We start from the raw sequence: 13621 nt of genomic DNA, 5'->3' as shown, positions 1-13621 counted from the left end.
CATAAAAAGCAACTAGAGTATCTAATCTCTAGCTGCTTTTTATTTTGTTTATCTACTTATATTCTTCGCCAAATATCATACGCTTATTCCTTTTTCTTAATATGAACTCTATCAACTTCTCTTATTCCATTTCCAAGAAAAGAACTCATACCATTTCTTTGACTTAATTGAACAAGAAATAGCTACTGTTAACCATATCTTCATAACAGTATTTGAAACATTTCTAAAAAATAAGGACAAGGTTTTCAACGCCTTAGAATTGCCTTATTCTAACGCCAAATTAGAAGCTACCAACAATCTCATCAAAGTCATTAATCGAAATGCCTTTGGTTTCAGGAACTTTGAAAACTTTTAAAAGCGAATTTTGATTACTTTGAACTTAAAGAAAGCGAGAACGATTTTCGTCCTCTCTAGGTGTTAGTTTTTTATCTATCCACTACAGTTGACAAAAAAGACAAACCTACGAAAGTAAGTTTGTCTTCAGTCTGAGACTAAGATATCTTTTATTATAGTCTCTTTTTTAATTATTTACCAAGTTTAGCTTTAGCTGCATCTGCAAGAGCTGCGAAAGCTGCCGCATCATTAACCGCTAAGTCAGCAAGCATTTTACGGTTAACTTCGATTTCAGCTAATTTCAAACCATGCATCAATTGTGAGTAAGAAAGTCCGTTGATACGAGCTGCCGCATTAATACGAGTAATCCAAAGTTTGCGGAAGTCACGTTTTTTCTGACGACGATCACGGTATGCATAGTAGTAAGAATTCATTACTTGTTCTTTTGCTGTACGGAACAAGATATGTTTAGCACCATAGTAACCTTTAGCTAATTTAAGTACACGTTTACGACGTTTGCGTGAAACAACGCCACCTTTAACACGAGCCATTTATATTTCCTCCAAATATTCTCTAAATTCTTAGTCTGTTTTACACTAGGCAATTAACGCATTTGTGTAAGCATTGCTTTAATACGTTTGAAATCTCCAGAATGCACCATAGCGGCTTTACGAAGATGACGACGTTGTTTTTTAGTTTTCCCGTGGAAACGGTGTGATGTAAAAGCACGGAAGCGTTTCAATCCACCTGAACCTGTACGTTTGAAACGTTTAGCTGATGCGCGGTGTGTTTTTTGTTTTGGCATTTTAGAATTCTCCTCTTAAAATATAATTAACGCGACAATTATTTTTTGTCAGGAATTGGTGCAAGTTGCATAAACATTTGGCGACCATCCATCTTAGCTCTTTGCTCAATAATCGCAATATCTTGCGTTGCTTCTGCAAACTCAGCAAGAACCTTTGCTCCAATTTCTTTGTGAGTAATCATACGTCCCTTGAAACGAATAGAAACCTTGACTTTATTTCCTTTTTCAAGGAATTTGCGGCCGTTTCGAAGCTTTGTCTCAAAGTCACCTTTATCAATAACTGGACTCAGACGAACTTCTTTGACAGTAACAACGCTTTGCTTTTTACGTTGCTCCTTTTGTTTCTTTTGATACTCAAATTTGAACTTTCCGTAGTCCATAATTTTTGCAACAGGCGGTGTAGCTTGCGGTTGAATTAAAACCAAGTCGACATTTGCCTTATCTGCAAGAGCTTGAGCCTCTGAAAGTGGCTTAATGCCTAATTGTTCACCTTCAAGACCAATTAAACGAACTTCGCGAACACGAATCTCGTCGTTAATGAATAGATCTTTTTTAGCTATGATCTTCACCTCTTCATTTTTTTAGAGAAAAACGAAAGCGGACCTGATAAATCAAGCCCGCACACATACATAATATCCCCGAGGAATTTTGACATGTTGGGCCAGACAACCTTAGTCGCAAGGCGAGAAGTTCTCACTTCTGCTTTTCTCATTGTTCCTAGTATAACACGGCTAGTTCCCCATGTCAATGATTTTTTCTGCTTTTTCTTGAATAAATTTGACAACACCATCAATATCAACCCCTGTAGTGTCAAAGATAATGGCATCAGCAGCAGCCTTCAGAGGAGAAACTTTACGATGACTATCCTTATAATCGCGTGCTGCTATTTCTTCTTTCAAGATTTCAAGGTCAGTCTCAATACCTTTTTCTTGGTTTTCCTTAAAGCGGCGCTCTGCCCTTTCCTCAACTGAGGCAATCAAGAAAATTTTAAGCTCAGCATCTGGTAACACAACGGTTCCAATATCACGGCCATCCATGATAATAGCTCCACCTTCTGCAATTCTTCGCTGTTGATTTACTAACTCTTGACGAATTTCAGGAAGTGCTGATACCCATGACACATTGTTGGTCACATCATTCTGACGAATGGCCAAGGTCACATCCTGATTCCCCACAAAGACAGTTTGTGTTCCATCTTCTGACCGACCGAATGAAATAGGATTTTGAGCTAGTTCTTTTAAAATATCCTGAACGTCAGCTTCCGTTAAATGTTTTTGTAAAGCGAGATAAGTTGCTGAGCGGTACATGGCCCCAGTGTCCAAATAAGTATAGCCAAGATTTTTAGCGATAATCTTGGCTACCGTACTTTTTCCACTAGAAGCTGGCCCATCAATTGCAATTCTAATTGATTTCATAATTCCTCTGATTTCTATTTAATTTTAACGACATCGCCAGGATTTGCATACCAGTACCCCAAGGTCATGTGATCTGGATTGAGTGATTGAAGTTGTTCAACAGTAATCCCCGCGCGCGCTGCAATAGAGGCTGCTCCTTCTCCTGACAAGACTGTAATGGTTGCTCCATCATCAGTTGAATCTGTTGATGCTTCAGTTGACTGTGTTGTTTCACTGGATGATGATGTGTTCTCAGCAGCAGATGACTCTACCGAAGAACTAGATACACTCGTGCTTTGGGCACCATAAAATCCAGAGGTCTCCTCTGTTTTATTACTACCTCCATTCGACGTGTAAAAAACAATAAAGAGAACTACTAGAACGACAAGAAAGAAAGCAGCTAGTAACGCTGTCAAAAGCGGCGTACTCAAGATTGTTCTCTTGGAATTTCGCTCTAATCTCTGATCATTTGTCTCAACAATTTTTGCTTCCCATGGTTTTTTTGCCATGATACCCCCTTGTTAAATAAACCTATTCATATTACAATATTACTATGAAAATCTCACTATTTCCAGAAAAATGCATTGCTTGTGGTCTTTGCCAAACCTACTCTGATCTATTTGACTATCACGATGATGGTATTGTCAAATTTACAACTGATGATAGCTTGACCAAAGACATTCCTGAATGCGATGCTAAGATTATCTCAGCTGTAAAAAATTGCCCAACAAAAGCTCTTACAATTTTATAGGAGCTTTTTTGTCATCCTTATAAAATTCAAAATAGTCTAAGCCTGTTAAGTTATCAACTAGTTCGACAGAACCTCTAAATTGAGGATGAACAGCCAGAGCATCCAGGAAATACTTTTTCGGCCATTTACGCATGTAAAAAATACGTTTAGGTTGATTTTTGATAATTAAAGTGATGTTATATTTAGTTACTTCTACCTTTTGAATCTGAGCAATTGCTAATTTTGACTTTCTAAAAAAGTTTAAAGAAACAATACGAAGTTTACCATCTTCATCAATAACAAAGTAGCGATGAAAGCCTGAACCAAATAAAACAATAAACACACCAAACAAAATGAAAACTTGACTCGGTATTTTAGTTCGTTCAAATAAAAGTGATAAAGCAACGAAAATTGGTGCAAATGTAATCGACCAATAAATAATTGACCATGATAATTCTGGTTGCCAGTGATATCTCATTTTCCCAAATAATTTTATCATGTAAGATACCTCCTGTTAGCTCTATTTTAGCATATTTTTTAAGATTTTACGATACCAATAATGACATCAACAGCCTTTTCCATGGTCTGAAGACTAACAAATTCGAAACGGCCATGCATATTTTCACCGCCCGCAAAAAGGTTAGGTGTCGGAATTCCCATGAACGAAATTTTTGAACCATCTGTACCACCACGGATAGGCTCGATAACAGGCTTGATATCCAGATCTTCCATAACTTGTTTAGCTAATGTGATTGGTGTCATGTCTTTTTCAATAACCTTTTTCATGTTGTAATATTGATCTTTGAGGCTGATAACAACACGCTGACTGCCCAAGTCTTCATTCATTCTGTCAGCAATTTTTTTGACAAAAGCTTTGCGATTTTCAAATGAACTGTCTTCAAAATCACGGATAATATAAGAACTTGAAGCTTTTTCAACACTACCACTCATACCATGTAGATGATAAAAGCCTTGATAACCATCGGTCTTCTCAGGACGGTCAGCTTCAGGCAGTTGATTGTGAAAATCCACAGCTAACTGCAGTGCATTAACCATTTGATTTTTAGCGGTACCGGGGTGAACATTACGTCCAATAAAATCAACATCTAAGGCCGCAGCACTAAACGTTTCATATTGAAGTTCTCCAAGCGGACCACCGTCAACAGTATAGGCAAAATCAACATCAAAATCAGCAACATCAAATTTATCTGCACCAATACCAATTTCTTCATCAGGTCCAAAACCGACACGAATCTCTCCGTGCTTGATTTCTGGATGGGATGCCAAGTACTCCATAGCTGTCATAATCTCTGCAATACCCGACTTGTCATCTGATCCTAGCAAGGTAGTCCCATCTGTAGTAATTAGCGTTTGTCCATGATAGTGGTTAAGATTTGGAAATTCTTCTGGCAAAAGAGAAAAGCCTGACTGACCGAGTTTAATTTCCCCACCAGCATAGTTTTCGATAATTTGCGGATTAATACCTTCAGCATTAAAATCTGCGGTATCCATATGCGAAATGAAACCTATTTTTCGTGTGTGACTAGTGTCATTTGCTGGCAAAGTTCCAATAAGATAGCCATTATCGACCAGATAATGCACATCTTTAAGACCTATTTTTTCCATTTCTGGTTTCAATATATTGAGTGCAAAATCAACTTGACTTTGAGTAGTTGGCGTTGTGTTACTCTCTGGATTACTACGTGTATTGATTTTGACATAAGTCAGAAAGCGCTCTAATAAACTATCATATGACATAAATACTTAATAACCTTGGGCTTTTGAAAATTCAGCAGAAAAGCCCTCTTCCTTCCATCTCTTTAATCAGTAATATTATAGCATAAAAACTAACTTCTAAGTGTAATGTCATCACCTTAAGTTTAAATTTTTGAAAGTTTTCAGTCACGACTTGTTGTTTTAGTTCTTTCAAGGAAATTTCTAGCTTCATGACAACAGAAAATAGATAAAAATTACGACAATATTCAGAAATCACTGATACTATTTTGCACTTTGAAAATTAGGATGAGATATTGCTGTCTTAATTTAATGAATTTCACTAAAAAACGAGAGAACCAATAGGATTCTCTCGTCAGAATGAAGACAAACCTCTCGACAGATGTTTGTCTTTTTCTGTTTATTAGTCTGACAGTCCGTCTTTTTGCCAGAATAGTGGCTATTTGTACAATATAAAAAGGCTTCCCCGCCCTCATTTTTACCAATTTCTTGAGATTTAAACACGCCAAAGTCAGTCCAACTTTATCTTCCATTTTGGACTTGCCTTTCTCTCTTGTATAACGGAGATTGTGGTACTCTTTGGCTGTCCCAAAGAGGCGTTCAATGGTTTCTTTGCGCTTCTGGTAGAGCTCCTTCATGCCCTTTCGATGTCGAATCTCTTCACAGGTTTCTAAAGCCTCTTTCCAAATGTGTCGCGTTACCACTTTCTGCTTGTTCTTGCTTTCTGTACAAATGGATAAGAGTGGACATGTAGCACAGATAGCTGGATCACTCTTATATTCCCGATAACCTTCTCTGGTTGTAGTGCGATAGGTTAAGACCTGATTCTCAGGACAGATATAACAGTCATAGTATTCATCATAAACAAAGTCCTTAGACCGCAGTTTTCCCTTCTTTCCTCTCGGTCGTGTATACGGAAAGACTGGAGTAATCTCTTGTTCTAGGAGGAAGCGAGCGATACTTGGGGTCTTATAGCCAGAATCGGCAATGAGAAAGCTAGGCTGAAAGGGTTGGAGTTTAGCGAAGAGTGCAGGAAAGGCCTGACTGTCATGGACATTGCCAGCCTCAACGCTATAAGCCAGAGCCCAACCATGCTTGTCACAAGCCACCTGAGCTGTATAAGCGAATACTTCCTTCGCTTTCTTATTTCTAGGCTCAGGCTGAAAAGGTTCCCCGAACCTTTTCACTGGTCCCCTTTATGAAACTAACCACTTTCTGGGTCGGTTGTAGAAATTTTCTTAGCGACGGGCTCCGGCTCTTTTGCGAGCCCTAGCGGCTTTTTTGCGTGCTTTTCTCTATCCCTATTGATTTCAATCTCTAGCTGATCACTCATAAACTTGCCTTGCTTTTCAATTTCACGATTGATGAATTTACGGTTATTCGCTGCAGCCTTGATATGAGTACCATCAATGAAAATTTCTGTTGGATCTATGAAGCCTGCATTGACACAGAGACCTAAGATATGGGTGAAAATGCCTTCAATAACCTGTCTATCTTGGAAACGACGGACATAGTTCTTTCCGTAGGTAGTGAAATGAGGCACCTTATCATCCAGTCGAAGACCAAGAAACCAACGGTAGGCAGTGTTCACTTCAATTTCCTTAATGGTTTGGCGCATAGAACGAATACCGAAGAGACACTGTAGGATTGGAATTTTAATGAGCAGAATAGGGTCAAGACTAGGACGCCCTGTATCATCGCTATAGCTATCTGCGACTAAGTCATAGATAAAGGAGAAGTCAATAGCTTCCTCTATTTGACGAAGGAGGTGATCTTGAGGAACAAGGTCATCTAAACTGTAGAAACCAAATTGACCGCGATTGTAGTCTGGGTTTTCTTTGTGTAACATAGCGATTCTCCCTCTGCTTATTAACTGGATTCTTATCTCTATTATATTACTTTACGCATGAAAAAGCCGTTAGAAATACAATTCTAACGACTTTGTCTTCATTCTGACGAGAGAACCAATAGGATTCTCTCGTTCTTCGTACACCCCTCACTGCACTTTACGAAGTGCACAGCAACAACATGCTAATACTCTTCGAAAATCAAAATTATCCGTTGTCAACTTGCCTTGATGAACTCAAGTTCTATCGTCGGCTTCGTTTCCTAGGCTACTTTTGATTTTCATTGAGTATAAACAGTTCATTCAATTCGAAATAGAATCTTTTAGGTTATGAGTTGCAAGCTATACTTAAGTGCAGCAAAATGAGCTAACGATTAAAAACAAACCATAAGATATGTCACAAATACATTGGATTTATCAGTGTGGAAAGCAGAACCTGTGGGGGCATAACATGCCATTACAAGCCTCCACCCTTCTTATTATGGAGTCATCTATAGGGTAAATCTTCCACTGTAATCAATATTTTCATCTAGACTATGCGACAATTTAGGAGATACACTGGTGTATTGCCAAGCAGCCGAGTGTTCATAGTAAGACGCAGTTCTTGCTTCTTCTTGTGTCATATAGGTATAACCTTTAGGATAATGAGCAATCCAGAAATTATCTAGTCCAAATTTACTAGTATCAACCTTACCACCTCTGAAATCAAGCCAATTTGCCATTGTATAATGAACCAGATTACTATAACCTAGACGCTTCATCTCATTTTCCCATGTTTGAACTGTAGTGTTAACGTTTCCTAGCATCTTGCTTTCTTCCATATCATTGACCATAAGCGTCGTTGTTGGAAGATTGAGAGTTTTTGCCATATTAACAAAATATTGCGCTTCTGCACGTGCTTCTTCATCCGATACAAAGTGTGAATAATGATAAACTGAAACCTTTATCCCTGCTGCCTGAGCATTAATAACTTGTTGTCTTGCATAAGGGTTTTGATAAGAATTCCCTTCTGTTAGCTTAACGACAACACCTTGGATCCCTTGACGTTTTAGTGATAAGAAGTCATCAACTGAAATATTACCATTATGACTACTGATGTCAACAAAATAAGATGGTGCTTCAGCTTTCAAATTATATTTCCCCAAGTTGAATCCTTCGACAGTGTTGTCCTCATAATCAACATAAGCATGAATAGTATAATCACCACTCTTGTATTGATGATGACGTGGGCTAACTTCGACAGTAGCTCTTCCGTTAACAACATTATCCCTCACATACCAATATAGATTCGCTTGGTTATCTTCTGACCAAGCTGCTACGCGGATAGATCTGATCTCAGGAGTTTTTGTTCCTTGAGTGACAACAATATCAACATATCCATCCTCACTATCGTAGTTCTCGACAGCAACCTTTGTTTTTTCTACAGTTTCTTCTTTGGAAGCAACTGACTTTGTAGTGCCTGAGTTCATTTCAGAAGGCTTCACAGATTTAGCAACTTCTGGTTTATTAAGTGTAAATCCTGGTGTAGCCGTAAGTCCAACTAGCCCTCTATCAAGTTTGCTATTACCATAGACATGAACATCATATTTCCCGAATTCCGACTTATGGTCTTTATTATCAATAAGAGCTACATAACTACCATCAGTTTGCTTTTTAGCTTCAGTCCACTTCAAATCGTCTTGACCATTCTTTTCTGACCAAACTGGCAGAATAATCGAGGTAATGTACTGAGGAATTTCAGAAATAGTAACGCTAAAACTACTGCTATTTACTTGCTTAAAGGTTGTTTTAACCGATGGTTTTTCAATGGTAATTGCTGTGGCATTCAAGCCTCTCGTTTGGTTATTTTCAAAAGAATAGGTGTGAATATTGTAAATACCGTAGCCATTATGATTTTCATACGCTGCAAGTGCTGTACCATCATTATTAGCACTGTACCATCTGAGGTCGTCTTGACCGTTAACCGATGACCAGACCGCAAATTTAACTTTACTATAATCAGAAACCGTATTAGAAGTTAGTTTTAGAGCAATCCCATCTTTAGTCAACTCTGCCTTAACATCATTTTTCTCAACTGGTTTTGTGATTTTATAAGTTCCTAAAACTGTACCAACTCGTGTCTCATCTGAGTAAGTCGTATAGACATGAACAATATAATTATCTGACGTATTAGATAGGTCGGCAATATTGACTGTTGCTGTTGCCTTGTTGTTGCTAACGGATGGGCTATACCATTTAAGGTCATCTTGACCGTTCTTTTCTGACCAGACCGCAATATTGACTGCTGAGATAGTCTTAGTTTGAGAAGTACCAGTTACTTGGACTTTAAAGTTTGTCTTATTTTCAGCATAATCAACCATTGAGACGGTTGCATTAGGTCGAGTGTCAACATTGTCAAAGCCAGATGTAGCTGTAAGACCTATCATGCTTCCAGTCACTGTGCTGTAACCATAAATATGTGCTGCGAAATGGCCACGATCATTGTGGTGGTCTTTAACTGCAACACTAACTTTGAACGTTCCCTTAGCTGTTTGGGTAGCCCCATACCATCTAAGATCATCCTGTCCATTTTTATCTGACCAGACTGGCACAGAAATACTAGTAATGGTTGCAGGCACATTTTTCACTAGAATGTCAAAATGTCCTTCGCTAGCCTTTGAAATACTTGTCGTTACTTGAGGCTCTGGTACAGTGATTGTCATTGCATTGAGTCCCTTAGCCGCTGGGGTAAAAGCATAGGTATGGATATAATATGCTCCATAACTTTTATGTTTTGACAATTCCACATACGCTGCTCCAGCAGCATCAGCATTATACCAGACTAAATCATCTTGTCCATTATTGGCTGACCAAACTGCAAACTTGATTGATTCATTCTTTTCAATCTTGGCATTATATTGAATTTTAATTCCTTTATCATCAAGCGTTGCAGTAACAGGTTCTTTGGGTGCTGTTTGCTTTGTTACTGCTGCTTTGCTTAGAAGCCTCGCTCCTTCGTCAGAAGACATTACAGTTGTTTTACTATTTTCTTCTCCGACTGGTGAACCAGATGATACTTGCTGCGAAGAGGTTTGGGTAGGCGCTACATCTACTTTGGTATCAATCAAAGTCGAAACATCTGCCGTTGTTGATTCTTCAGTATTTTCATCCTCTTTAGTAGTTGACGCTTGACTCAGTTCTCCGCTTGTTGCTTGTTCCTGCAAAGACGATTGGCTCGTTTCTGGATTCGTTGTTATTTCTGAAGCATTCTCTGATAATGAGGATGTACTTGTTTCTTCAATCGTTGTCGTTGTTAATGTTGATGACGAGTCTACGTTTGAAAGCGTGTCATCGTCTGCAAAAACCATACCTGAACTCAAAAAAGCAGTCACAACTAAAGGAGCTAGTAAGTATGATTTTCTCAGTTTCTTTTCCAAAATATTCTCCTAAAATTAAAATTTACCAATATTATAACACTTAGATGTTCATAATTCAATATCGTTACATTCTTCAAAAAGTGCATATAATCCTTTTTTAGTACATGCATTTTCAACTATTTTCATAGATTTTTACATCTGAATGGGAAACTCTCGTTCCCACATCATATCGTACATTTTCCTCATAAAATTCACATGCACTGACCTTTTAACCACGATTCACAAGTAAGACATCTAAAATTTACAATGCTATCAAGTGTGGATGTTTAGAAAACCAAGATAGAATTGACCTTTAGCAAGAAAAGTTGCTGAAAAATAACTTACCACTTTGACTTCTACACGGATGTAGAAAAACCATATTCGAGGACAAATAGAATCTATGAAAATAGACAATCTTTCTTTCACATAAAGGAATTTATAATTTTTTTAAATCCTTAATAAAGGCTTTACGATGACGCGATACCTCTTTGTTGAGCGATCGACCATTCTTAGCGAAATGCCCTTTTTTATTAAAATAACTCAAGGCCCAATCAGCATCTTTCCTTCTAGCAAGTTTGGGCGCCTGAAAAGCATTACCATCGTTGGCTAAAATTTTCTTTCGAAATACAGGATCATGCACCGAAATAGGTAAAATATCTAATTCACGGTGACGTTTATCATTAGCATTGGCGTAGTTAAAACTTGCACCGTTGATGATGCCATTATGGCTGACTCCTTGGGGGTCAATTTCATTGGCAAAGCGACCAAAACTATCTAGAATAAACTCTGTATGAAATCCCATGACAATTTTCATATTGACTGGCAATTGGTAACCTTCAATTGCTACTTTAGGTAATTTATTATGCAGTCGGGACGATTCAGTCATATCAAAATCAAACTGTCTGCGCCAAAACCGTCTCATCTTTTTTCCTTTCAAATAGCAAAGCAAGGACTGCCTGTCTGTTTTTTCAGAAAAATGTTGGCGGACCCATTGTGCCTGAAAGGCTGAAATGACATAGCGGAATTGGTGCACTTGCCGAGCCAAACAGGTAGTTTCCGAAAGACTTTGATTAGGAAAAGCCACTTGGACGAGCTGGGATAGTTGGAACCAAAAAGGATGGTCAGGATGCAAGTCTAGCGAAAAACGATTTAATAGGTAGCGTGTTTCGACAAGATTTCCCGTCAATTCAGCTGGCATCTCAACCAATTCCATCAACCACTTTAACAAGTCTCTAGCAGACGACATAGATAAGTTAGATCTGCTATTCTCCCAATAATCCAAAAATTTTTCATCACCAATTAACATAAATTGATTATAACAAAAAACTACCTCCAAAGGTAGTTTTGATCAGTTTTACTATTAGTCAATTGGACGTGATTTGCGCTCAACATCAGCTAAAATATTAGTAACAAACTCATCTAATTTTTCAGTATGTGTCGCTTTTGATCCATAACGGCGGACATTGACTTCTCCGTTTTCTTGTTCCTTATCACCGACCACCAATTGGTAAGGAACCTTGCTAGTTTGAGAAGAACGGATCTTGTATTGCATTTTTTCGTTGCGCTCATCTACTTCTGCTCTAATACCATGGTTGCGAAGCGTTTTAGCTACTTCCCAAGCATAGTCAATGTGAGCTTCATTTGAGATTGGGATAACAGTGACTTGTTGGGGAGCCAACCAGGTTGGGAAGGCCCCTTTGTAGTTTTCAATCAGGATGGCAGTAAAGCGTTCCATGGTTGAGATAACGCCACGGTGAATCATGACTGGACGGTGTTCTTCACCATCTGCACCGACATATTTGAGGTCAAAGCGTTCTGGAAGCAAGAAGTCCAACTGAATAGTTGACAAAGTTTCTTCATTACCAAGGGCTGTTTTCACTTGAATATCGAGTTTTGGACCGTAGAAGGCTGCTTCGCCTTCTGCTTCAAAGTAATCTAATCCCATGTCGTCCATGGCTGCTTTGAGCATGGCTTGGGCATTTTCCCACATTTCGTCGTTGTCATAATATTTGTGCGTATCTTTAGGATCGCGGTATGACAGACGGAAGCGATAATCGGTCAAGTTGAAATCTTCGTAAACGTCAATAATCAGTTGTAGTGTACGTTTGAATTCGTCTTGGATTTGCTCTGGTGTCACAAAGGTATGACCATCATTAAGAGACATTTCACGCACACGCTGCAGACCAGTCAGGGCACCAGATTTTTCATAGCGGTGCATCATACCGATTTCAGCGATACGAATTGGCAATTCACGGTAAGAATGCACATGGTGTTTGTAAACCTCGATGTGGTGTGGACAGTTCATTGGACGAAGGACAAATTCTTCACCGTCACCCATGTCCATAGTTGGAAACATGTCTTCGCGGTAATGATCCCAGTGACCAGATGTCTTGTAGAGGTCAACAGAGGCAATTGGTGGCGTATAAACGTGTTGGTAGCCCGCAGCAATTTCCTTGTCCACAATGTAGCGTTCTAGTGTGCGACGAATAGTTGCACCATTAGGTAGCCAGAAAGGCAAGCCTTGTCCAACTTCTTGTGAAATCATGAAGAGATCAAGTTCTTTACCAAGTTTACGATGATCACGTTCTTTGGCTTCTTCGCGTCTTTGAAGATAAGCCTTAAGATCTTTCTTATCAAACCAAGCTGTTCCGTAAATCCGTTGCATCATGGCATTGTCAGAATTTCCGCGCCAGTAAGCACCCGCCACATTGAGCAAATGGAAAACTTGGATACGACCTGTCGATGGCACATGTGGACCACGACAAAGGTCAACGTATTCACCCTGACGGTAGATGGTGAGACCACCTTCATCTTCTGAATGTTCCTCAATGAGTTCCAATTTGTATGGGTCGTTTTTGAAAATCTCACGCGCTTCGTCTTTGGTCACTTCTTCACGAATAGAAGGAAAGTTTTCTTTGACAATTTTCTTCATTTCTTCTTCGATACGGGGAAGGTCTTCATTAGAAATTTGCCCTGCTTGATTGTCCGTATCATAGTAGAAACCATCTTCAATAGCTGGACCGACACCCAGATGAATATCGGGGAAAAGACGGCGTGCAGCTTGGGCAAAGAGGTGAGCAGCTGAGTGACGCAAGATTGGCAAAGCATCCTCATGGTCAGGCGTGACAATCTCAACGCTGCCATCTTCTGTGATCGCACGTGTCGTGTCAATCAATTTACCATTCAATTTACCAGCCAAAGCTTTCTTAGCGAGAGAGTTGCTAATGCTTTGTGCAATATCAAAAGTTGTTACACCAGATTCAAATTCACGCACAGCGCCATCTGGGAAAGTAATATTTATCATAATTAAGATACCAAGTCCGACAAGAAAACGACTGAAAAAGAAGAAACTGATAGGAAATCAGGATTTCCTAGGAAGTTAAT

General features: G+C 39.0%; 11 protein-coding genes, 2 pseudogenes and 1 other annotated feature. Of the genes and pseudogenes, 2 read left to right on the top strand and 11 right to left on the bottom strand.

What is annotated here, in order from left to right:
- Positions 1 to 100 precede the first annotated feature (100 nt).
- Positions 101 to 421 (top strand): annotated as a pseudogene (locus tag ABZ559_RS03580) (transposase); the annotation flags it as partial.
- Between the two features lie 103 nt (positions 422 to 524).
- On the opposite strand, the gene rplT reads toward ABZ559_RS03580, so the two are convergent.
- From rplT to ABZ559_RS03555, 5 genes are all read right to left on the bottom strand, one after another.
- Positions 525 to 884: a 50S ribosomal protein L20 gene (gene rplT / locus ABZ559_RS03575; RefSeq protein ID WP_273414938.1), complete on the bottom strand. Its 360-nt coding sequence runs from the start codon at positions 882 to 884 to the stop codon at positions 525 to 527.
- A 53-nt stretch (positions 885 to 937) separates the two neighbouring features.
- On the bottom strand, positions 938 to 1138 hold the full coding sequence (gene rpmI, locus ABZ559_RS03570; RefSeq protein ID WP_018375073.1) for a 50S ribosomal protein L35: 201 nt from the start codon (positions 1136 to 1138) through the stop codon (positions 938 to 940).
- Positions 1139 to 1176: 38 nt separating this feature from the next.
- Positions 1177 to 1707, bottom strand: a complete 531-nt coding sequence (gene infC, locus ABZ559_RS03565) for a translation initiation factor IF-3 (RefSeq protein ID WP_018375072.1) — start codon at positions 1705 to 1707, stop codon at positions 1177 to 1179.
- 14 nt (positions 1708 to 1721) lie between these two features.
- Positions 1722 to 1849 (bottom strand) — a sequence feature (ribosomal protein L20 leader region).
- Positions 1850 to 1869: 20 nt separating this feature from the next.
- Positions 1870 to 2553, bottom strand: coding sequence for a (d)CMP kinase (gene cmk / locus ABZ559_RS03560; RefSeq protein ID WP_018375071.1), 684 nt, complete (start codon positions 2551 to 2553; stop codon positions 1870 to 1872).
- Between the two features lie 14 nt (positions 2554 to 2567).
- Positions 2568 to 3041, bottom strand: coding sequence for an SAG1386/EF1546 family surface-associated protein (locus ABZ559_RS03555; RefSeq protein ID WP_321056304.1), 474 nt, complete (start codon positions 3039 to 3041; stop codon positions 2568 to 2570).
- Between the two features lie 44 nt (positions 3042 to 3085).
- Here ABZ559_RS03555 and ABZ559_RS03550 point away from each other — a divergent pair, with 44 nt between their 5' ends.
- On the top strand, positions 3086 to 3283 hold the full coding sequence (locus tag ABZ559_RS03550; protein ID WP_018375069.1) for a ferredoxin: 198 nt from the start codon (positions 3086 to 3088) through the stop codon (positions 3281 to 3283).
- Here ABZ559_RS03550 and ABZ559_RS03545 read toward each other — a convergent pair.
- From ABZ559_RS03545 to thrS, 6 genes and pseudogenes are all read right to left on the bottom strand, one after another.
- Positions 3270 to 3761, bottom strand: coding sequence for an EbsA family protein (locus tag ABZ559_RS03545; RefSeq protein ID WP_367007257.1), 492 nt, complete (start codon positions 3759 to 3761; stop codon positions 3270 to 3272). The genes ABZ559_RS03550 and ABZ559_RS03545 overlap by 14 nt on opposite strands.
- A gap of 38 nt (positions 3762 to 3799) precedes the next feature.
- On the bottom strand, positions 3800 to 5020 hold the full coding sequence (pepT, locus tag ABZ559_RS03540) for a peptidase T (RefSeq protein ID WP_367007256.1): 1221 nt from the start codon (positions 5018 to 5020) through the stop codon (positions 3800 to 3802).
- A 285-nt stretch (positions 5021 to 5305) separates the two neighbouring features.
- Positions 5306 to 6845: pseudogene (locus ABZ559_RS03535) on the bottom strand (IS1182 family transposase).
- A gap of 488 nt (positions 6846 to 7333) precedes the next feature.
- Positions 7334 to 10189: a GBS Bsp-like repeat-containing protein gene (locus ABZ559_RS03530; protein ID WP_367007619.1), complete on the bottom strand. Its 2856-nt coding sequence runs from the start codon at positions 10187 to 10189 to the stop codon at positions 7334 to 7336.
- A 484-nt stretch (positions 10190 to 10673) separates the two neighbouring features.
- Positions 10674 to 11543: a DUF3114 domain-containing protein gene (locus ABZ559_RS03525; RefSeq protein WP_367007255.1), complete on the bottom strand. Its 870-nt coding sequence runs from the start codon at positions 11541 to 11543 to the stop codon at positions 10674 to 10676.
- 54 nt (positions 11544 to 11597) lie between these two features.
- Positions 11598 to 13541: a threonine--tRNA ligase gene (gene thrS, locus ABZ559_RS03520; RefSeq protein ID WP_367007254.1), complete on the bottom strand. Its 1944-nt coding sequence runs from the start codon at positions 13539 to 13541 to the stop codon at positions 11598 to 11600.
- Between the last annotated feature and the right edge of the window lie 80 nt (positions 13542 to 13621).

The sequence above is a fragment of the Streptococcus sp. ZY19097 genome (assembly GCF_040731245.1).
Lineage (GTDB): Bacteria > Bacillota > Bacilli > Lactobacillales > Streptococcaceae > Streptococcus > Streptococcus orisratti.
The sequence above is the reverse complement of the archived record's forward strand: the minus strand, read 5'-3'. Positions and strand labels throughout refer to the sequence as shown.

Bases quoted from the DNA above. Each gene is read 5' to 3' on its own strand.
- rpmI (WP_018375073.1), bottom strand. From the start codon at position 1,138: ATGCCAAAACAAAAAACACACCGCGCATCAGCTAAACGTTTCAAACGT.
- thrS (WP_367007254.1), bottom strand. From the start codon at position 13,541: ATGATAAATATTACTTTCCCAGATGGCGCTGTGCGTGAATTTGAATCT.
- ABZ559_RS03525 (WP_367007255.1), bottom strand. From the start codon at position 11,543: ATGTTAATTGGTGATGAAAAATTTTTGGATTATTGGGAGAATAGCAGA.
- ABZ559_RS03555 (WP_321056304.1), bottom strand. From the start codon at position 3,041: ATGGCAAAAAAACCATGGGAAGCAAAAATTGTTGAGACAAATGATCAG.
- pepT (WP_367007256.1), bottom strand. From the start codon at position 5,020: ATGTCATATGATAGTTTATTAGAGCGCTTTCTGACTTATGTCAAAATC.
- ABZ559_RS03550 (WP_018375069.1), top strand. From the start codon at position 3,086: ATGAAAATCTCACTATTTCCAGAAAAATGCATTGCTTGTGGTCTTTGC.
- cmk (WP_018375071.1), bottom strand. From the start codon at position 2,553: ATGAAATCAATTAGAATTGCAATTGATGGGCCAGCTTCTAGTGGAAAA.
- ABZ559_RS03530 (WP_367007619.1), bottom strand. From the start codon at position 10,189: ATGGTTTTTGCAGACGATGACACGCTTTCAAACGTAGACTCGTCATCA.
- ABZ559_RS03545 (WP_367007257.1), bottom strand. From the start codon at position 3,761: ATGATAAAATTATTTGGGAAAATGAGATATCACTGGCAACCAGAATTA.
- rplT (WP_273414938.1), bottom strand. From the start codon at position 884: ATGGCTCGTGTTAAAGGTGGCGTTGTTTCACGCAAACGTCGTAAACGT.